Consider the following 21,780-nt stretch of genomic DNA (forward strand, 5'->3'; position numbering starts at 1 on the left):
ATGGGAAAGATGATTTTATCATGTTTGCTTAGCATTATATTCTGCCTGCCTGTTCTGGCACAGCAAACAAGCGGACTAACATCAACAATTATTAACACACAGGCAGAATCGGAAGAGGATTTCCCGATTGTAAACGAAGATCAGCAAGCGGCACCCCTGCGTTATGATCCCAATGATTATGGAGGAGTGATTCGGGCCATTGGCGACCTGCAGTCCGATATAGATACGGTCTCAGGAGTGAAGCCTGAAATGATGACATCGGGGCCCTTCTCAGATCTTGAGATTATCATCGGCACGCTTGGCAAAAGTGAGCTGATTGATAAAATGGTGTCTGAAGACAAGCTTGACGATAAAGACCTGGAAGGGAAGTGGGAAAGTTTCGTTATAACTACGGTTGAAAATCCACGTCCTGGTGTGGAAAAGTCCCTTGTCGTAGCCGGCAGTGATATGCGCGGTACGATTTATGGCATTTATGAATTATCCCGACAACTGGGCGTTTCTCCGTGGTACTGGTGGGCCGATGTGCCGGTGATACAGCGTTCGTCAGCTTTTGCCTTATCTGGTTATTATGCTTCAGGTGAGCCCGCCGTAAAATATCGGGGTATTTTTATTAACGATGAAGAACCGGCTTTTGGCGGATGGGCACGAGAAAAATTTGGCGGCATTAACAGTGATATGTACACACATATGTTTGAGCTGATTCTCCGTCTGCGGGGGAACTACCTGTGGCCGGCTATGTGGGGCAAGGCGTTCAACGAGGACGATCCGAAAAATCCGAAACTGGCTGATGAGTATGGTATTGTGATGGGGACTTCTCACCACGAGCCAATGATGAGGGCCCAGGCCGAGTGGACGGCACACGGTGATGAGTACGGCAACGGCGAGTGGAATTACCTGACAAATGAAGAAGGTCTAAAGCAGTTCTGGCGTGATGGTTTTGAGCGAAATCACGAGTATGAAAACCTGGTGACGCTGGGGATGCGCGGAGATGGTGACATGGCGATGGAGGGTGCCGGCAGCATGCAGAAAAATATCGACCTTATGGAGCGCATTATCTCCGACCAGCGTAATATTATCGAAGATGTTACGGGGGAACCGGCCTCTGAAACGCCGCAGGTTTGGGCGCTTTATAAAGAGGTTTTGCTATATTATGAGCAGGGGATGAAAGTGCCAGATGATGTTATCATCTTACTGGCTGACGATAATTGGGGCGACGTTCGACGGCTTCCGGATCTCAATGAGCCGAAACACCCCGGTGGATACGGCATGTACTATCATGTAGATTATCACGGTGCGCCCCGCTCTTACGAATGGCTGAACATGAATCAGCTGCCCCACATGTGGGAGCAGCTGCAGCTCACCTACGACTATGGCGTGGATAAAGTATGGGTCCTGAATGTGGGCGATCTCAAGCCTATGGAATACCCGATGACCTTTTTCCTTGATATGGCATGGAATCCTGACTCATTTAATGCCCATAATCTTAAAGATTATGCACAGAAATTTCTGCGAGAGAAAGTTGGTACTGCAGAAGCAGAAGAGGCAGCCGATATTTTAACTACCTCTACAAAGTACAACAGCCGCGTTACTGCAGAAATGCTGGATGAAAACACCTATAACCTGGAGAGCGGTGAGTTTCGCCAGGTTCGCGATGCCTACATGGCACTCGAGGCCCGCGCGCTGCGGCAATTCCGCGGTCTGCAGGAAGAGTATAAAGATTCCTACCACCAGCTAATTCTGTTCCCGGTACAGGCGATGGCCAATCTATACGATCTCTATTATTCAGTGGCTATGAACCGCAAGTTAGCAGCCGAGAATGACCCCCGGGCCAACTACTGGGCCGATCGTGCCGAAGATAGCTTTGCGTACGATGACGAGCTTACGGAGGAGTATCACAGCATTGCCGATGGCAAATGGAACCACATGATGGATAAAGCCCATATTGGTTATACTTCTTGGAACGCTCCTCAGGGCGGTGATCAAATGCCGGAAGTAACACGTGTAGATTCAAGCATAGCCAACCGGGGAGGTGGATACACCTTTAAGGGTGAGCATAACGTGGTGTCTATGGAAGCCGAACACTATTACGAGAGTAAAGCAGCTGAAAATACCCAATGGACAATCATCCCGGATATGGGGCGGACTCTGTCAGGACTTGCCCTGATGCCCTACACAGAAATGCCGGATGGTGCCGAGCTTACATACAAATTCACGCTGGATACAGAAGCGGACACCGTAGAGCTTCGGACGATTTTCGGAACGACGCTTCCATTTAACGGGGAGGGGCATCGCGTGGCTGCCTCTATCAATGGCGGGGAAGAAGTTATTTGGAACATCAACGAAGATCTGACCTGGGAGAATAATTACTCGCTGATGTACCCCACTGCTGCAGATCGTATCATTGAAACGACCCATACGTTACAGCTGTCCAACAGTGCTGACGGTATTCACACCCTAACTATCCGGCCGCTAAATCCCGGCGTGGTATTTCATAAGATTATTATTGATGATGGTGGTTATGAACAAACACATCTCAAGATGCCGGAAAGCCCGTACGAAAGGGAATAAACGTTAACAATCGATTTAATATGTAAATGGTTTAATTTGCAGACCCTTTGGGTCGGAAAAAGATATACGTCTCCCTTTCCCCGTAATAGATTCCTTCGGGAGAAAGGGGACACTCCAAAATAAGTTATGTACTGACCTGGAATAATTGAAACATCGGGATCCTGTTTTTTGGTGTTGGATTTAGGATCATTACGCTACGATACCGCTTTAAACAGAGTCACTTAACGGATACGAACAAATGGTTAATAATCGATTTATTAAAGTTCAGGATAAATGGGTGGTGATTGCTGCATGTTTTATGTTATCATTCCTATCTGCAGATGCCTTATGTGCTCAGGAAGTATTTAACCTGTATCCCGGTGCAATTCCCAATTCAAAAAGCAGTGACCTGTCGGAGTCTGATACCGAACTAACATCGGGCGTATTTCGTGAAGTGATTACCCCCACCCTTGAAGTATTTTTACCGGAAAAAGATAACGCTACTGGTGCGGCCGTTGTGATTTGTCCAGGTGGCGGCTATAGTGTGGTTGTGTATGAGAGTGAAGGAGTAACTACCGCCAAAGAATTTGCAAAAAATGGAGTGACTGCATTTGTTTTGAAGTACCGGCTGCCGCGGGATGCCACCATGGAGAACAAAACAATAGGTCCTTTACAGGATGCACAGCAAGCCATAAAATCGGTTAGGGAAGATGCAGATAAATGGGAAATTGATGAAGATAAAATAGGTATTATGGGATTTTCGGCCGGAGGACATCTGGCGTCAATGGCTGCAACATATTTTGAAAAAGCGCTCATCCCCAATGAGAAGAATACCAGCCTGCGACCTGATTTCCAGATTTTGATTTATCCCGTCATTAGTATGCGGGATGATCTGACCCATTCGGGGTCACGTAACAATTTGTTGGGCAGGTCTCCTTTGAGAGAATATGTAAATGCATATTCAAATGAGCTGCAAGTAACTGAGCAGACACCTCCTGCCTACATCACCCATACCGGAGATGATGATCTTGTAATTGTAGATAACAGCATCGATTATTATGAGAGTTTGCAGCGCAACAGCGTGCCTGTGGAATTACACCTTTATCCCAAAGGGGGACATGGATTTGTATTATCGCAACCAACCAGCGAGTGGATGGCGCCAATTTTTAAGTGGATGACAAATGCCGGATGGATCGGTCTTTGATATGAAACTTACATCTGTTGTGAAATAAAACTAATACCATCCATTTAATACGCCAAGGAAAGGAATCAATTAAAAATCATTTCGACTAAAGGATCAATACTACCATGAGAATATTAATATTTTTATTGAGTCTGATGATGGCATCAGTCACATATTCACAAACTCCAATGACGGTATCCAGTCCTGATGGGAATCTTGAAATAGCTGTATCAGTAGACAACGGCAATCCGGTCTATTCAGTTACCTACAACGGGAAAACGATGCTTGAAAACTCTCCGCTCGGATTGGTGACCAATGAAGGGGATTTCAGGTCTGATATGAGTTTTGCGGCATCAACGACCGGTGAGGTCAGCAAGGAATATACTCAGAGGAAAATCAAGCAGTCCTTTGTCGAATATCATGCCAATACGTTAAACGTTATTCTGGAAAATGAAGCCGAAAAACAGATTTCGGTCCTTTTCCAGGTAAGCAATAATGACATCGCGTTTAGGTATGAATTTCCCGTCTGGGGTGAAACCAGGGCTGCCGTAGTTGAGCGGGAAACCACCGGTTTCAAGTTCCCAGCCTCAACAACAAGTTTTCTTTCCCCGATGATGACACCTATGACCGGCTTTGCTCGTACCGCACCCAGCTATGAAAATGGGTATGTAGCCGATGAACCCATTGAGAATACCAATGCTGACTATGGATATGTTTATCCGGGGCTATTCAAGATAGGAGACAGCGGTTGGGTGCTGCTTTCGGAAACCGGAGTTGGAAGCAATTACAATGCCTCGCATCTGAGCAGCTACAATGATGGAATTTTTACGGTTGAATATCCCAGTGCTGAACAAAATAATGGCTTCGGTAGTACTGGTGCACAAATCGGTCTTCCGGGTGTAACTCCCTGGCGTACCATTACGGTTGGAGAGACACTGAAACCGATTGTTGAAACAACCATCTCATGGGATGTGGTTGAGCCTCTTTATGAGCCTTCCCAGTCATATGATTTTGGGCGTGGTACCTGGAGCTGGATTATCTGGCAGGATAGCAGCATGAATTTTGAAGATCAGGTGACCTACATAGATTTAGCAGCTGCAATGAATTATGAATTCATTCTGATTGATGCATGGTGGGATGAAAATATCGGCTACAATAAGATTGAAGAGCTAATACGATATGCACGCTCGAAAGGCGTTGGCGTATTTCTTTGGTATAATTCCAATGGAGTCGTAAATGACGCTCCGCAGACACCCAGAGACAAGATGCACACATCGATCGCTCGAAAAAAGGAGATGAAATGGCTGCAGGATATGGGAGTAAAAGGTATAAAAGTAGATTTCATGGGTGGGGACAAACAAACTACGATGCGTCTCTATGAGAATATCCTATCAGACGCTAATGATCATGGACTGCAGGTTATTTTCCACGGGACGACCCTTCCCCGCGGTTGGGAACGGATGTATCCTAATTTTGTAGGAAACGAGGCCGTTCTGGCATCAGAAATGCTTGTCTTTGTTGAGGACGTTCGCCAAAAAGAAGCGTTCTATGCATCATTACATCCATTTATAAGAAATTCAGTAGCAAGCATGGAGTTTGGCGGCGTTGTGCTGAACGACTATCTAAACAAAGGAAATGAGCAGGGCCAGAAACGGCAGACCACCGATGCGTTTCAATTGGCAACAGGTATTCTTTTTCAAAGCCCTGTACAGATGTTTGCACTGACGCCCAATAACCTGCATGATGTACCGGAGTTTGAATTGAATTTCATGCGCAATATACCAACGACATGGGATGAAACAATTTTTATTGATGGTTACCCGGGTAAGTTTACAGTGCTCGCCCGTCGCCATGGACAAAAATGGTACATAGCCGGTGTAAATGCTGAAAGATCCGCAAAAAGACTATCGCTTCAGTTACCTATGGTTGCGGGGCAAGAAGTGGCGATGTATAACGATGACAGTGATAAAGAGACATATATGGAACAGGTTGAAGTTCCTGAGGATGGAGAAATTTCAATTACAATTCAGCCCAATGGTGGCTTTGTGATAATTAATCGATGATATGGTAATAGTGTCTGATATAGGTGACAGTGTGGTGGGTATGGCGTACAGAGATTGCCGTCCTGGAAATTGTGCCAGAGGCCTCTCTTTTATGCACGTGATATTTCTCTGTTTTCTATTGACCGGTTGCTCATCACGAAAACAAGTGGAACTTCAATGGAATCAGGAAGATGGATATCGATGGGCAGAAATTGACACGGGCAGATCTGATGAACCCGGTTTTAATCGTGTGAATGCATCAGAAACGGGGATTAATTTTTCGAATCACATTTCTAAAGAAGATATTGCCAGGAACCATCACTACCTGAATGGTTCTGGAGTAGCTACGGCAGATGTGGACGGTGACGGACGTATGGATCTCTATTTGGCACAGCTGGATGGCCCCAACAGGCTCTACAAAAATCTTGGTGGCTTTTCCTTTAAGGAAATAACTGATTCAGCCGGGGTTGCCCATGAGGGATATTATTCCGCCGGCGTCGTATTTGCCGATGTCGACAATGATAGTGATCCTGATCTCCTGATATCGTCGTACCACAAAGGGATTAGCCTGTACCTTAATAACGGGCAGGGCCAATTTGAGATGAGTGCGCAAAACAGTTTCAACACCACACAAAAGAAAGGTAATACCACCCTTGCATTGGCGGATATTGACGGAGATGGTGATCTGGATCTCTATGTCACTAATTATCGTGAACGTTCTGTAGATGATGTGATGCAGCTTGATGAGCTTAAATGGGAGAACACCATAAATAAGGAAAGCTCACCGAGCGGGGATGAATACACGCTTATACCTCCTTTTGATGATTATTACACGCTGATTCCCCATGGAGAGGAGGGCAAACGTCCGGCACGACAAGAGATCGGTGAGAAAGACCAGTTGTTTATTAATGATGGATCTGGAGGATTTACGGAAGTAAACAATTTGGACAATCATTTTTTAGATAGCCAGGGAAACCCGGCCGGATTGAGACGTGATTGGGGCCTGGCGGCTAAATTTCAGGATCTAAATGACGACGGGCTGCCTGATCTGTTTGTAGCTAATGACTTTTGGACACGAGACCGGATCTGGATCAACCAGGGAGAGGGAGTATTCAAAGCAGCTGACCCTAATATGGTTAGCAATTTAAGCTTTTCGTCGATGGCCGTAGACTTTTCTGACATTAACCGGGATGGTGCGGTTGATTTTTTTGTGACGGAAATGCTCAGTAAGGTCCATGAAAGGCGCCTCCGCCAGCAGACTTCAGAGCCGTTTCCGGGTATCAGATTTGATGCGGACCGGGATCCGCAATACAATCGCAACTCAATGTACCTGAACCGCGGGGACAATACCTTTGCTGAGATTGCCTATTTCAGCGGTTTGGAAGCCAGTGAGTGGTCCTGGGCCACCCGGTTTTTGGATGTAGATTTAGATGGTTATGAAGATTTGCTGATCACTACCGGATTTGCGTATGATGTGCTGGACCTCGACACACAACAGGCGATGAACCGGAGATACAGCGAGACGGGCGAACAGTCAATGGGTCATATTATAAATTATCCATCTTTAGAATTGCCGAACCAGGCTTTCCGCAACAATGGCGACCTGACTTTTTCTGAAAAAAGCGGCGAATGGGGGTTTGGAGGCCTGGATATTTCTCACGGCATGGCTGTCGCAGATTTTGATCAGGATGGTGATCTGGATGTAGTTCTGAATCGATTAAACGATACAGCCACTGTCTTTGAAAATCGTTCTGATGCACCAAGAATCGCTATTCGCCTCGTGTCATCTCCCGAAAACAGATCGATTATTGGTTCTACACTCAAACTTACCGGTGGACCGGTAACACAGAAAAAGCAGATAACCGCCGGTGGTGATTACCTGTCAGGTTCGGAAGAGATGATCGCATTTGCCGCGGATCTTTTCAACCCCGATCATAAATTGATGATCAACTGGCCAAATGGAAAGCGCACCAGTATTGACAGCTTAAGGGCTAACCGCATTTATGAAATTCAGGATCCACAAACTGTGGAAACTGAGTATCCTTCTACATCACCTATGGAATCACTGTTTCAAGATATTTCTGCATCCATTGACCACACTCACCAAGAGTCATCTTTTGATGATTTTCAAATACAGCCATTGTTGCCCTATCATCTGAGTCGGCTGGGTCCGGGTTTATCGTGGATTGATTATGACCGCGATGGAGATGACGACCTCTTTATAGCAGCCGGTCGGGGCCAACCCATCGGTATTTATCAGAATGACGGCAGCGGAAATTTCGAGCCCGTTACACTTGGTAACATAAGCCGTCAGGCACCCGGCGACCAAACCATGGTGCTTGGATGGGAAGCTGCAGGGGGGACGCAATTGATGGTTGGCAGTGCTAACTACGAACAGGGTAGTGAGCAGGTACCATCAGCATATGGTTATACCATTGAGGGAGAACAAACACTTGCCGACGGTCTGGAAGGAGTCTATTCTACAACAGGCCCCATGGCCGCAGCCGATTATGACGCCGATGGTGACCTTGACCTTTTTGTCGGCGGCCGGTTTATTCCTGGCAGGTATCCTCAGAACGCCAACTCAAGGATGTTCACCAATAACGACGGGTCGTTTCAGCTCGACAAAGAAAATTCTAAAGTTTTAGAAGAGATTGGCCTTGTGACCAGTGCTGTTTTTTCTGATTACGATCTTGATGGAGATCCCGATCTGATCGTGGCTACAGAATGGGGATCTATCAAATTATTTCAAAACCAGCAGGGGAACTTCCGGGACGTAACGCAGTCCGCCGGTCTGGAGCAGTACAAAGGTTGGTGGAACGGGATTGCCACGGGCGACTTCAATAACGATGGGCTCCCCGATATTGTCGCTACGAATATTGGCAAAAATTCTCCCTATCAGCTCAATACCGGCCAACCACTCAAGATGTTTTATCAGGACTTCAACAATGATAGCCGGGTAGACATTATTGAAGCTTATCATCATCCGCAAAAAGATAGCTATGTTCCCCGTCGACGTCCGTTCGCTTTTGGGTCTATAGGCGAAACGATGCTGAAAAATGTGTATAGTTATCGCGATTTTGCTAACGCTACTCTTCAGGATCTTCTTTGGACTGATACTGAAAACATCCCATCTAAAGAGCTAAATAGAGTGGAGCAAATGGTATTTATGAATGAAGGGGGGACGTTTTCCGGGTACCCATTACCGGCAGAGGCACAGTTTTCAGCTGCATTTTCAGTAAATGTGGCCGATTATGATAATGATGGTAAAGAAGACCTGTTTCTGAGCCAAAATCTTTTTTCCGTTCGCCCCTTGTTGCCTCGATTTGACGCTGGTAGAGGCCTTTGGTTAAGAGGTGATGGAAATGGTGGTTTTACTGCTATCCCGGGTCATATAAGTGGCATTAACATATACGGTGAACAGCGCGGAGCAGCCTTAGCTGATATTGATATGGATGGCCGGGTTGATCTTGCGGTTGGTCAGAATGATGGGCCTACACGATTATTTGTTAACCGTACTGAATCACCCGGATTACGTGTACGGCTGATAGGCCCTCCGGAAAACAGAAATGCCTTTGGGTCCAGTCTCAGGCTGGTTTATGTAGATGGCCAAAAAGGTCCGCGTCGGGAAATCCAGGCAGGGTCCGGGTATTGGTCGCAAAACAGCGCTTCGCAGGTCATGGGACGTGCTCAAAATGTAGCAGCTATTGAAGTTTTCTGGTTTGATGGTACCAAGCAAAACATAGATGTAAAAGATGGTCAATTAAACTATGTGATTGGGCAATAGTCAAGTAAATTGTTGCCACCCTAAACGTTTAAGCTATACAAATAGATCTAAATCTAACATAATATGAAAATGAAGAATAAATCTTTTTTTGCACTCCTATTAACAATAGCCGCAGTTATTACTCTGCACGCTTGTGCCGGCATGGGCACTATGAGAGGGGATAATGTCAGAGTCTATAATGAAACCGTAGATAAAATGGTTGATATTACTGAGAGAGCCATCCGAAGTAATAGTTATAGTATTATTAGTATCGAACAGAGAAATCAGGCCAACCAAAGAACGATAATCAGGTTTGCCAAAAGATCAACTGCCGGTCAACAAATGGTAAGCTCAATGCAGGCATCTGTCTTTTTGGCGAAAGTAGACACTGCAAATGCTGTTGAAGTACAAGTGAATAACCCCAAATACAACTACGGAACCCCCACAGACCAACGGATAGACTATGCAGAAATGCTGTTCACGGAGATAGATAAGCTGCTTGAATAAATATTTTCCTTGGCTGAATGCTAATTTTTTTGAGAATATCCTGCTATGTGGGCTGATAACTGCTTTAATCTGTAATAGGGGGCTATTTCATAGAGAATTTTTGCATAGCCTTATCATATCTTATCCGCAAAAAAATAGTCCATCAGATTCTATGTACAGAATAATTTTCACCCACGAGTTCTGCAAAATTTCCTGACACGCTTTCTCATCTATCAAATTTTTATTTTTTGATAAACCTGATATGAATTTTGCCCATAACATAAAATTCACTTTGTGAGATATTCGGATCTATTATTGTGAAGAAAAGCTGGTTTACATACATCATCCGCTGTGCGGACGGTAGTTTGTATACCGGGAGTACCAATCACGTGATCCGGCGCTGGTATCAGCATCGGGAGGGTCGAGGTGCCAAATATCTGCGGTCTCATGAACCGCGGGAAGTTGTGTTTGTTGAGCAGCATCCCGATCGTTCAGCAGCTTGCAAGAGGGAGTATGAGATTAAGCAGTTTTCAAAACGCGAGAAGGAAGTGTTGATACGACAGGTGGAAGGTGATTCGGCTTGATGGTTTTCATCTTCTTGAAATCATCATGTCTTAGTGAACTCACTTTTTTTGCCACGAGGGCACAAGGACACATAGTGTCACTAAGGTTTTATGTTTTCATATCTTTCTGAACCTTGGCGGCCTTTTTTATTTCTCATTAGTAGTTTTGCAGAAAAAGTGTTTAATTCAAAAAAAGTTAAGTAACCAATCTGAAAATCTTATTTAAACTAAATTCAAAAGGCACTTAGTAGCATTCATTTTTATTTTTGACAAAGAGAGCGGGGCATTAGGGTATCAGGTGGCGAGTGAAATTAAATGGCAACATTTTTGGATTAGCTGGTCTTCTGTTAGTACTATTTTTTTGAAACCTCATCTATTTTCTTTCGTTTAATTCGTCGTTTTATCATTCATCACGATCTCAATCCAAAAACTAACGGGCCGGCTATGAAGCTTACACTTTCCAATATTTCGAAAACCTACAAGAATGGAGTGAAAGCTCTTGATGATGTCTCTATCGACATCGAATCGGGCATGTTCGGGCTTTTGGGTCCCAATGGGGCCGGTAAATCAACGCTGATGCGCACGATTGCTACACTGCAGGCGCCCGACTCAGGGACGGCTTATCTGGATGACATCAATATTCTGAACGATAAACAAAGCCTCCGGAAAGTGCTGGGATATTTGCCGCAGGAATTTGGAGTCTATCCAAAGATGTCGGCCGAAGATCTGCTGCATTATTTTGCCCGCCTTAAGGGGATCTCCGATAAGAGTGAACGAACAAATATGGTAAATACCGCCCTTGAAGTAACCAACTTGACCGAGGTGAAAAACAAAAGTGTTGCCGGCTACTCTGGAGGGATGAAACAGCGGTTTGGAATCGCTCAGCTACTGCTAAACGACCCGAAACTTATTATTGTGGATGAACCCACCGCCGGGCTTGATCCATCAGAACGGCATCGGTTTCTGAATGTGCTTCGCGAGATCGGAACCAATCACATCGTGATTTTCTCGACCCACATTGTAGATGACGTGAAGGAACTTTGTAATGATATGGCCATCATGAATGGTGGCCGGATATTGAGCCATCATACACCGGAAGAATCCGTAAAAGCTTTGAAAGGCCAAATCTGGACGAAAGTGATTGAGCGGGATGAGCTGGAAGACAATCAGGAAAAGTATAATATCATTTCATCCAACTTCAATCAGGACAATACCCTGAACGTACGGGTTTACGGAATGGAGCAGCCTGATGAAACCTTCCACGCGAAAGAGCCTGATCTGGCAGATGTATATTTCGTCACTTTGCAGGAAGAGAAAGAAGTTGTAGCCGCCTAATCAAAAAAATCATTCATCATGTTCTATTCAATATTCTCATTTGAGATCCGGTACTGGCTGCGTAAACCGTCGTTTTATGTGTATGCCGGGATAATGTTTGCCCTCTCTTATTTTGTGATGATCAGTGCGTCTGGAATTTTTGAGAGCCTGACCGTTAGTATGAATACCGCCACAATTGTGAACTCGCCAATAGCCATCAATGGTATCCTAAATGAGATGGCCATCATCCTTTATTTCTTTTTGCCGGCTCTCATTGGCGGAACCATATACCGGGATTACAAACACAATATGCATTCGGTTTTGTATTCCTATCCGTTCAAAAAATGGGAGTATCTGCTCGGTAAATTCATGGCAGGACTCACAGTTTCAACCCTGGTAATGCTTGCAGCTGCCCTTGGAATTATTCTTGGCACCCTTACGCCGGGAACGAACCCCGAACTGCTCGGCCCGTTCAACCTGATGAGCTATGTTCAGCCGTTTATTTATTATCTCATCCCAAACATGATCTTTTTCGGGGCGATGGTGTTTGCCGTGGTCGCTTTTACCCGGAATATCAATGTCGCCTTCATCATAATTTTGGGATTTTTTCTAATTCAGATTTTTGCTCAGAATCTTACCTCAGATTTGGATAATAAAATGTTGGCTGCTCTTTTAGATCCGTATGGTATGCAAGCCAACGCCTACTATGCGGAGTACTGGACGGTCTTTGAGCAGAATGAAAATCCTCTGCCGTGGGGTGATGTGATTCTGTACAACAGACTGATATGGGGCGGGCTTGGCATCCTCATATTTGGCCTTGTTTACAGCGCCTTTAGTTTTAGCCAGCAGGCGTTCAGTTTTAATCTCTTCCGAAAGAAAAAAGGCGAAGCGGTTACCAAGAAAAACTTCGGCAGTATTTTAACTGTGAATATGCCTAAAGTAACTCTGGATTTTTCTTTTATGAAAAATCTGAGCCTCTCTTGGGAGCTGGCCAAAGTTGATTTCCGATACGTTGTGGGAAGCTGGCCGTTTATTATTATCGGTCTGATTGGCTTGCTGATTTCGCTGAGCGTCATTCTATTAGGTGGTGAGATTTTTGGTACAAATACGCTTCCGGTCACGTGGCAGATGCTGCAGCTACCAGGCACCTTTTTCAGCCTCTTTATAAATATCCTGACCTTTTTGTACGCGGGAATGCTCATCCACCGTAGCCGGGGTGATAAGATGGATCAGCTGATTCATGTGACCGGGGCTCCAAACTGGGCGATCCTGTTTTCAAAATTCCTCGCGCTCGTGCTCATGCAGATGGTGCTGCTTTCCATCATCATGATTGCAGGACTAGGCGTACAGCTCTATAACGGCTACTACAATTTTGAAATTGGCCAATATCTATTTGATTTGTATGCCATATCACTTGTACATGTTGCGATTTGGGGACTGCTATCCATCTTCATTCACAGTCTGTTTAAGAATTACTACATCGGGTTTATCCTGCTGCTCATCATTTCTATTGGGATCAATTTTTTAGGACAGCTTGGCATCGAGCAAACCGTGTTAAAATTCAACCAGGCACCCGGTACGGCCTATTCTGATATGAATGGATATGGCAGGTCTCTCGCGCCATATTTTGTATATAAAGGCTACTGGTTGTTGCTTGGAATAGCTTTATATACGCTAGCTATTGTATTGTTCAGAAGAGGACTGCCCGGCGGATTCAAAGAGCGGATTCAAAATGCGAGTGAAGCTTTCACCCCAAATCTCAAGGTTGTTTTTACGCTTTCACTGATTGGATTTTTGGGGATGGGTTCGTGGATCTATTACGTCAATAACATCAAGCACGAGTATGTTTCATCCCAGGAGTGGGAGCAGCGGACAGCTCAATTTGAGAAGAATTATGGGAAATTTGAAAATGCCCCACAGCCTCGCATCGTTTCGAGCAGCATAGATCTGGATTTGTATCCTGAAACCAGGGACCTTGAAGTCAGAGGGAACTACATTCTTGTAAATCAGACAGATGTAGCTATCGATTCCATTCATATAGATCACAACTACCTTCTCAGCACATTTAGTTTTGATCGTGACTTTGAGTTGGTGCTGGAAGATGACACGATGAATTACGACATCTATCTTCTTATGGAACCACTGATGCCCGGCGATTCGGTCGTTTTCGATTTCACTCTTGCCAATGAGCCAAATGAAATCCTGGAAAATCAGTCCCCGGTCCGATTCAATGGGACATTCATCAACAACTCCACTTTCCCGAGAATCGGTTACCAGGAATCCGGTGAGCTGAAAAGCAAAGAGGCTCGTGAACGTTACGGACTACCGCCCAAACCTCGAATGGCTCCACTGACAGACAGCACTGCACGGATGAACAACTATATTTCCAGCGATGCAGACTGGATCGATTTTGAAACGACGATTTCAACATCCCCGGAACAGATTGCCATCGCGCCCGGGTATTTGCAGCGGGAGTGGGAGGAGAACGGCCGGCGCTATTTCAATTACGAAATGGACAGCACCATGGTGAATTTCTACTCCTTTATCTCTGCTGAATTTGAGGTCGCCAGGGATAGCTGGAACGACGTAAGTATCGAAGTTTATCATCATCCGGATCACACCTATAACCTGGATTATATGATTGATGGGGTTAAAAAATCATTGGATTATTACACGGAGAATTTTAGTCCTTACCAGTTCCGTCAGCTTCGTATCATTGAGTTTCCCCGAACCGGTGGCAGCTTTGCACAGTCGTTTGCAAATACGGTTCCCTATTCTGAGGGTGTCGGTTTCATCGCTGATGTAGATACCACGGATGAGGAAGCCGTAAATTATCCCTTTAGCATTACCGCGCATGAGGTTGCTCATCAGTGGTGGGCACACCAGGTAATCGGGGCCAATGTGCAGGGTGCAACCATGCTCTCTGAAAGTCTCTCGGAATACAGCGCCCTGAAAGTGCTGGAAAGGGAGTATGGTGTTGATCAAATGCGTCGGTTCCTAAAGGATGCGCTGGATAGCTATCTGACCGGCCGGACGTTTGAATCTCAGAGGGAGTTGCCGCTGGTTTACAACGAGAATCAGCAGTACATTCACTACAATAAAGGCTCGCTGGTGTTTTATGCAATGAGTGATTACATCGGTGAGAACAGATTAAATGCCGCACTGAGTGATTATATTGATGATGTAGCTTTCCAGGAGCCGCCGTATACTATTTCCCTGGAGCTGGTTGATAAGCTTAAAGAGGCAACACCCGATTCAATGCAATATCTCATTGAAGATATGTTTGAAACGATTACGCTGTACGACAACCGGGTGGAAGAGGCAACTTATACCGAAGTTGACAGCAGCACATATGACGTAAATCTAACGCTGCAATCTGCCAAATACCGGGCTGATGAAACGGGGGAACGCATCTATAAAAATGCTGCCGGTGACAGTCTTGCGATAGAGGTGGAGGGACGCCGCCGGCCGGTAGAATCACTCCCACTCAAAGATTGGATTGACGTGGGGGTGTTTGGTGTGGATGAGGAAGGAAATGAAACCGTGCTCTATCTCGAAAAACGAAAATTCACTGACATCATAAATGAGTTCACTATTACGGTAGATGAAGAGCCTGTGTCAGTTGGAATCGATCCATACAACAAACTAATCGATACTATCTCGGGAGACAACCGAAGGCCCCCATCGAAAGAAGAATAGAGGCCTTAATGTTTAAGCCACGAAGACACGGGGACACGAAGGAACACAAAGGGTTTTATAATTTTAACTTTGTGAGTCTTGGTGCCTTTCTGCCTTAGTGGCACTACTGATTTTGGCACGAAGCGACTAACTTTCTTGACTTATTCATATTTATCAATACATTGAGTGATAATAAATCAAAAGAGAATCATGGGACGATCAACTCGCAAAAACTTTGCCCCGTTGAGCATAAAAGAAGAGAAAATTGGCAAAGCCCTTGTCAATGCAGCGTATCAAGTACACAAATCCTTAGGCCCCGGATTACTTGAAAAAGTGTATGAAGTTTGTTTTTGTCATATCCTTGCTGAAAAGGATTTTAATGTACATCGACAAATTGATATTCCAATTACGTTTAAAGGTATGACATTTGAAGAGGGACTAAGGTTAGATGCATTGGTCAACGATTTAGTTATTTGTGAGTTAAAAGCTGTTGAGACCGTTAATCCTGTTTGGGAAGCTCAGTTACTCAGTCACCTGAAACTGACTAATAAACGCCTGGGTTACTTAATCAATTTCAATGTGCCTCTCATTAAAAAAGGAATCAAAAGAATGATTCTTTAAATATAGCTGGCCTTACTGATTTTTTACCACGAAGCCACGTTGACACAAAGATTTTTGGTTTTTTCTTTGTGAATCTTGGTGCCTTTCTGCCTTAGTGGCCCACTTTATTAGCTACGAAGACTCAAGGACACGAAGGGACACTAATGTTTTTTGTTATTTTCACTTTGTGAGCCTTGGTGCCTTCGAGCCTTAGTGGACTATTGTTTATGCCCAAGAATTCCCATTAGCTGTTTTGCTGAAAATATGTTTAATTCAAAACAGTCCCTTAAAGAATAAAGAGATAGACCGGGGCTGATCAACAATTAAATAGGGGAGCACCATCATGCATATTTTGTTTTTGATTCACGGAATGGGTCAACAGCCGGACAACTGGGCCGTGCCGGTAACTGAGCACCTGACAGCCAAAGCCAAACAGTATCAATATTTTCAGGACACCAATATTCAGAATGAGGTGACCTTTGAGCCGATTCGCTACGACAACGTATTTGATGATCTGCTGGATCGATGGAAGGGTAATTTTTCAGGTATCATGACGTCCGAGGCGGCCGCTGCCATCCCAAAAGGTAAACTTATTGATCTGATGGAATCAATGACTGATGATGAACGCCAGTTCTTTTGGAGTCATGTAGCCGATGTGCTTATCTATCAGTTTTTTCCCTTGTACCGCGACAGAGTCCGCATTGAAGTGATTCGGAACATCGCTCAAAAAGTAGCCGGCTACAGAAATCAATTTGGGAGCAATACACGCTTTTCGTTCCTGGCCCATAGCCTGGGTACAGCCGTAATTCACGATTCTCTTCACCTGATGGGCGATACACAGTGGGACGATAGCATTGCGAATGTGATGGGACCACCGCATACCCGATTTCAATCGCTGTTTATGCTTGCCAATACCAGCCGAATTCTTCAGTCAGACATCAAAGTGACGGACTCCATCGTTTGTCCCGTTGGTGGTCGGGGTGATCAAACACAGGAGTATCTCGAACAATATTATAATGTGTTTCACAAATATGATCCTGTTACTCTGCTCTGGAAGTTTAGTGGTGAATCATGGGGCGCGAACTTTAGCCAGGTAAATCTGAGTCACTTTCGTGATGTTTATATTCATGACTTTACGCATTACCTGGACCATCCGGCTGTACATGTTCCTCTATTGAGAATCTTGTGCGGATTCCGGTCGGTGTCGCCTGCAGAGCAGACCCACGCTATTGAGACGTATAAAGATATTGATCGCGATCAGGTGGTTCGGGAAGCTCAAAATAGAATTGAGGCTGCAAAATCTGATCTTGATGAGGACTCAACACTGATGGATCTTATCAGGATTTGGGTAAAGCTGAAAGATATGGTCGGCGGGGACTTCAATATCTCTGTTTAAGTTGATGCGCTCTAGCTGACCAGAAAAGTTTCAAGAGCTGTCGGTAAAAAATAATCTGTGGTACTAACTAAAATAAAGAGGATTACTATGGACATGAAATTAAGAATGGGAAAGAGAGCAGTGAGCAGGATTGTGATGACGGGCATTTTGCTCGTTGGCGCAATAACGGCCGGTCAGGCACAGGATGTCTTTGCTCCGTCTGATGCCTGGGCGGACGAGAATGATCCCCGTTACTATGAAAATGTAATTGACAGAAACTGGCAGTTGATTCAGCAGGAGCAGTGGGCAGATATTTTTTCGAATCTTGCCGAAGACGCTGCATTATCAGAAGTTGACTGGAGTGGTGCACAGCAGGTTCACGAACGATTCTTAGATGCATTGGACGCTTCCATTGATGAACTGAAAGAGATCGATGCTCTGTATAATGGGGTGTATTTGGAGCATCTTGATCAGCTACATACAGGCCGCTTCGCAGAAGGAATCGCCGGAGATGGATTTGTAGCGTTTATGGGGATGAACCCTGCTATTGTGCTCTGTATGGAAGGAGCTGAACAAGCAAATCCATGCAATCAGCCCCAACACCCCATTCTTACTGTAGCCCAGGCCAGGGATGTCCGTTACCGGGCAAATGCCGCAAATGAGCTTCTTCTAATTCTTCGCCGGGAAGCAGATGAGGTGATATTAGATGCCATCGAAACATCGTACAAACGGTGGAATAATTTCCTTGACAATGGATTTGTAATGTACCCTTGGGAAATTACACTGAACTCAGCGCTATTGGAGTGGGATATCCGCACACCGCCATCAACGCAGTTTATATTTCTTCATCCCTCACTGGGAATACAGATACCGCTGGATGGATTTAGTGATCCTGTAAAATTCAGGGCAAAAGAATCTTTAGTGATTGAAGTGGCCGGGCACCTTTGGTACCGGGGTGAATTCCTGGATAATTACGGAGGCATATCAGGAACGGTTGTGCTTCGCGAAGACCTTCCGCCGGGCTTTGGGTTTTTGTTACGCCCCGGAAGAGGGCTGTCGGCCGGGCTAAACTGGCACTTATCTGCAGATGAACAAAAACAGTTTATGAAAACACCGTTTGTAACGGTGAGCGTAAATGTTCTGAATTTTATTAAATCAAACAGAGGCCGGTTTGAATTATAGGGTAAGGCACTCTACTTAATTTTGAAATTAATCGCTTAATTACGATTATAAGAAATCAATTTTCGGTAAGTATTTGTGAAAATCCCCTGAAACAGAAATCAATTAATAAAAACACATATTTGATATGGCTGAATTTGCCGATTTATGGTGGTTAGGAATGTTGTTGGCAGCTTTTGCCGGTGGTGCATTTGGAGCTGCAATCGGTGCTTTACCGGCGTTTATTTTTACAGGGTTTCTTGTAATGCTGGGGGAGGGCGCCAAAATTCTCATTGGGGATCTGTCGGGTATTGCCGGGTTTGATCCTGCGTTATTTGAGCAGTCGTCAGCCATCACCGGACAGCTTGGATTTGGCCCGGTATTTGGCCCGCATATCAGTTTTGCAGGCGGGGCAGCTGCCTCAGCATATGCAGCAAAAAAGGGTTATATGAATACCGGGTTTCCGTACCACGAGGCAAAAAATATCGCCTTTGCACAGGGTCCGAAACCGGATGTGCTAGTAGCCGGCGGCCTGTTTGGGATATTGGGATACTGGATCACTAGCATATCTGTGACGCTTGGCTTGCCATGGGACCCCATCGCTATAGCAGTGGTTTTATCGGCCCTTGCCCACCGTCTTTTTCTCGGTTATCCGCTAATCGGTAAGACAGATAAAGGGATTTTAAATATGGATCCATTTGTCAAGGAAGAGGAGAGAATTGCTAAAGCTGAGAAAGACACAAAAATTCGGCTGCTGGTTGAGCCCTGGCTCGGTCATCAGTACAAATGGGCGGATATCTCCATTTTAGGTGTTGTTGTTGGAATATTAGCTGCCTTTACCACGTACGAGACAGGCAGCGTATTTCTTCCATTTGGGATCAGCGCTGCTACACTTCTATTTCTGAATCTCGGTGTAGAAAGAATTCCTGTAACACACCATATGTCTCTAATTGGAAGTACATCCATTGTTGCGGCAACCGGGGGAGCCTACATGGGATATTCCCTTGGACTCATGCTGCTGACAGGGGCACTCTTTGGCTTTATAGCAGCCCTGTTTGGCGAACTGTTTCAGCGGGTGTTTTATGCCCATGGCGATACGCACGTGGATCCACCGGCCGGGGCTATTGTTATGGGAACCCTGCTAATTGCAGCCCTTGCCATGTTTGGGATTTTTCCAGATGCAGCCTGGATACCGTTACCATTTTAAGGCTCCATTAAACAGTTAAACCCGATGTTTTTTCTGTTTTCAGCAGTTCCTGTAACACCGGGTCTTCCGAAATCCATGGGATTGTATAGAGCTTTTTAGAATGCTTCGTCTCAATCTCGTTCAGCAGCGGAATCTCTTCAATTGCCCGCTGTTTAAGGAGAGGATCTGAGATTTCAGTGGCTGACATACTCTGGTTCGTTATCCAGGCGTAAGGTTCAATGTTGGATCGCCGCAAATCATCCTGCAACTTAGCCGCCTCGGTTATTGGGGTGGTTTCAGGCAGGGCTACAATAAGCAGTTTGGAATAGTCTGGATCCTGCAGATACATATATGGCGTTTTTAGTTTATCAGTATCTATTTTCGTATTACGCAGAATCTCTTTGTGATAGCTACCTGTTGTATCAAGCAGGAGCAATGTGTGGCCGGTTGGTGCTGTATCCATCACCACAAATTTGCGTTTTGCTTCATGAATAGCCTTCGAAAATGCCTGGAACACCGCCACCTCTTCTGTGCACGGAGATTCCAGGTCTTCGCGGAGTAGTTTTAGCTCGTCATCCGTTTTACCTTTGCCACGCTGGCGAAGCACTTTTTCAATATAATTCTGCTTCTCCTCTTCCGGATCAATTCGATCTACCGTCATATTTTCCGGTATGCCCAGGTCGCCAATATGATCTGTAAGGTGAGCGGCGGGATCGGTGGTGGTCAGGTGAACGGGATAGCCGCGCTGTGCAAGTTTAAAAGCCACGGCCGCTGCAACCGTGGTTTTACCCACGCCGCCTTTTCCCATTGTCATGATCAGGCCATGATCTTTTTCCGAGGAGAGGTCATCAACTAAAGCGTCAAGGTCAGGACGGTTGCTTTCATGAAGCTCCGATAGAAAAGAACTGCTGTTTTGTTTGATCTGCTCTTTATCAAGCGGTTCAAATACGGTTCGCAACCGATCGATGCCCAGGAGATTGTAAGGCCTCAGCGGAAACACTATTCTGTCCATTTTGCTGAGCCGCTCCGGCATCTGTTCTATCGTCCTGTCAGCGTTCTGTTTCATTCGTTTTGCAAACGGATCGGATTCGTCAATGGGCTCAAAATAACCGTTGATGAGCAATACCTGGTTTGAGAGACCCATTTCCCGGAGCTCCTTACCGGACCTGTCCGCCTCACGCAAGGCAGAACCGTCCGGGCGGCTCACCAGGTAAATAGTCGTGGAATCTTCATCCTGCAGGCGTTCCACCACTTTCTGATAGCGCTCCTGGCTGGTTTTAAGGGCAGATGACGGGCCAATACAGGAGGCACCATCGGGGTTTGATTCAATATAGTTACTCCAGGCGGCCGGCAGCTCCAGCAGCCGAAGTGTGTGTCCGGTTGGGGCCGTATCAAAAATAATCACGTCATAGGGCTGGTCATCATCATCACCGGCTACATACCGTGCAAATTCGTCAAACGCTGCTATTTCGGTCGTGCAGGCTCCGGAGAGCTCCTCCCGTATTTTTTCGATTTCATGGTCCGGAAGAATATCCTCCATAGGGGATACCACACGGTTTCGATACTCTTCAGCCGACAATTCCGGATCAATATTAACGGCATGCAAGTTTTGGATCCCCTTAATGGGAGTGATTTTCTCAGTGACCTCTGTTTCCAGTACTTCTTTCAGGTTTGATGCCGGATCTGTACAAATCAGAAGCACACTTTTACCTTCATCAGCAAGTTTAACTGCTGTTGCACTGGCAAGCGAGGTTTTCCCTACGCCGCCTTTACCTGTAAAAAAGATGTAAGGTGTGATTTGTGGAAGAGTTTTCATGGTGATGTGATTAAAATGCCTGAGATGGTGAATTGCTTGCGCAAATTTTTTCTGTGATGGTTGTCG

At 45.4% G+C, this 21,780-nt stretch carries 13 protein-coding genes; 12 read left to right on the forward strand and 1 reads right to left on the reverse strand.

All coding sequences use genetic code 11. The annotated features are described in order from the left end of the window. From AABW11_RS14955 to AABW11_RS15010, 12 genes are all read left to right on the forward strand, one after another. Positions 1-2,568 (forward strand): glycosyl hydrolase 115 family protein, encoded by a 2,568-nt coding sequence (locus tag AABW11_RS14955; protein WP_445263783.1) that lies wholly within the window; start codon positions 1-3, stop codon positions 2,566-2,568. A gap of 238 nt (positions 2,569-2,806) precedes the next feature. After that, positions 2,807-3,751 carry an alpha/beta hydrolase gene (locus AABW11_RS14960; protein ID WP_340105934.1) on the forward strand — a complete coding sequence of 315 codons (945 nt, stop codon included), beginning with the start codon at positions 2,807-2,809 and terminating at the stop codon, positions 3,749-3,751. Positions 3,752-3,855: 104 nt separating this feature from the next. Next, positions 3,856-5,793, forward strand: coding sequence for a glycoside hydrolase family 97 protein (locus tag AABW11_RS14965; RefSeq protein ID WP_340105935.1), 1,938 nt, complete (start codon positions 3,856-3,858; stop codon positions 5,791-5,793). A 1-nt stretch (position 5,794) separates the two neighbouring features. Next, positions 5,795-9,559, forward strand: a complete 3,765-nt coding sequence (locus AABW11_RS14970) for an FG-GAP-like repeat-containing protein (protein ID WP_340105936.1) — start codon at positions 5,795-5,797, stop codon at positions 9,557-9,559. Between the two features lie 69 nt (positions 9,560-9,628). Next, a complete protein-coding gene (locus tag AABW11_RS14975) occupies positions 9,629-10,045 on the forward strand; it encodes a hypothetical protein (RefSeq protein WP_340105937.1) in 417 nt (138 codons plus the stop codon). Positions 10,046-10,341: 296 nt separating this feature from the next. Then, positions 10,342-10,608: a GIY-YIG nuclease family protein gene (locus AABW11_RS14980; protein WP_340105938.1), complete on the forward strand. Its 267-nt coding sequence runs from the start codon at positions 10,342-10,344 to the stop codon at positions 10,606-10,608. Positions 10,609-11,031: 423 nt separating this feature from the next. Beyond that, complete coding sequence (locus AABW11_RS14985) at positions 11,032-11,922, forward strand: ABC transporter ATP-binding protein (protein ID WP_340105939.1); 891 nt, start codon at positions 11,032-11,034, stop codon at positions 11,920-11,922. Between the two features lie 18 nt (positions 11,923-11,940). Then, positions 11,941-15,600 carry an ABC transporter permease/M1 family aminopeptidase gene (locus AABW11_RS14990; protein ID WP_340105940.1) on the forward strand — a complete coding sequence of 1,220 codons (3,660 nt, stop codon included), beginning with the start codon at positions 11,941-11,943 and terminating at the stop codon, positions 15,598-15,600. Between the two features lie 189 nt (positions 15,601-15,789). Continuing rightward, complete coding sequence (locus AABW11_RS14995; protein ID WP_340105941.1) at positions 15,790-16,200, forward strand: GxxExxY protein; 411 nt, start codon at positions 15,790-15,792, stop codon at positions 16,198-16,200. A gap of 322 nt (positions 16,201-16,522) precedes the next feature. Beyond that, positions 16,523-17,575 carry a hypothetical protein gene (locus tag AABW11_RS15000; protein WP_340105942.1) on the forward strand — a complete coding sequence of 351 codons (1,053 nt, stop codon included), beginning with the start codon at positions 16,523-16,525 and terminating at the stop codon, positions 17,573-17,575. 87 nt (positions 17,576-17,662) lie between these two features. After that, positions 17,663-18,736 (forward strand): hypothetical protein, encoded by a 1,074-nt coding sequence (locus AABW11_RS15005; protein WP_340105943.1) that lies wholly within the window; start codon positions 17,663-17,665, stop codon positions 18,734-18,736. A 124-nt stretch (positions 18,737-18,860) separates the two neighbouring features. After that, positions 18,861-19,919 (forward strand): hypothetical protein, encoded by a 1,059-nt coding sequence (locus AABW11_RS15010; protein WP_340105944.1) that lies wholly within the window; start codon positions 18,861-18,863, stop codon positions 19,917-19,919. 7 nt (positions 19,920-19,926) lie between these two features. Here the strand turns inward: AABW11_RS15010 and arsA are convergent, their stop codons facing one another. Further along, positions 19,927-21,714: an arsenical pump-driving ATPase gene (arsA, locus tag AABW11_RS15015; RefSeq protein WP_340105945.1), complete on the reverse strand. Its 1,788-nt coding sequence runs from the start codon at positions 21,712-21,714 to the stop codon at positions 19,927-19,929. Positions 21,715-21,780: the final 66 nt, after the last annotated feature.

This window comes from Rhodohalobacter sp. 8-1 (assembly GCF_038150125.1).
Classification (GTDB): Bacteria; Bacteroidota; Rhodothermia; order Balneolales; family Balneolaceae; genus SW132.

Bases quoted from the DNA above. Each gene is read 5' to 3' on its own strand.
- arsA (WP_340105945.1), bottom strand. From the start codon at position 21,714: ATGAAAACTCTTCCACAAATCACACCTTACATCTTTTTTACAGGTAAA.
- AABW11_RS14955 (WP_445263783.1), top strand. From the start codon at position 1: ATGGGAAAGATGATTTTATCATGTTTGCTTAGCATTATATTCTGCCTG.
- AABW11_RS14975 (WP_340105937.1), top strand. From the start codon at position 9,629: ATGAAGAATAAATCTTTTTTTGCACTCCTATTAACAATAGCCGCAGTT.
- AABW11_RS15010 (WP_340105944.1), top strand. From the start codon at position 18,861: ATGGCTGAATTTGCCGATTTATGGTGGTTAGGAATGTTGTTGGCAGCT.
- AABW11_RS15000 (WP_340105942.1), top strand. From the start codon at position 16,523: ATGCATATTTTGTTTTTGATTCACGGAATGGGTCAACAGCCGGACAAC.
- AABW11_RS14985 (WP_340105939.1), top strand. From the start codon at position 11,032: ATGAAGCTTACACTTTCCAATATTTCGAAAACCTACAAGAATGGAGTG.
- AABW11_RS14960 (WP_340105934.1), top strand. From the start codon at position 2,807: ATGGTTAATAATCGATTTATTAAAGTTCAGGATAAATGGGTGGTGATT.
- AABW11_RS14965 (WP_340105935.1), top strand. From the start codon at position 3,856: ATGAGAATATTAATATTTTTATTGAGTCTGATGATGGCATCAGTCACA.
- AABW11_RS14970 (WP_340105936.1), top strand. From the start codon at position 5,795: ATGGTAATAGTGTCTGATATAGGTGACAGTGTGGTGGGTATGGCGTAC.
- AABW11_RS15005 (WP_340105943.1), top strand. From the start codon at position 17,663: ATGGACATGAAATTAAGAATGGGAAAGAGAGCAGTGAGCAGGATTGTG.
- AABW11_RS14990 (WP_340105940.1), top strand. From the start codon at position 11,941: ATGTTCTATTCAATATTCTCATTTGAGATCCGGTACTGGCTGCGTAAA.
- AABW11_RS14995 (WP_340105941.1), top strand. From the start codon at position 15,790: ATGGGACGATCAACTCGCAAAAACTTTGCCCCGTTGAGCATAAAAGAA.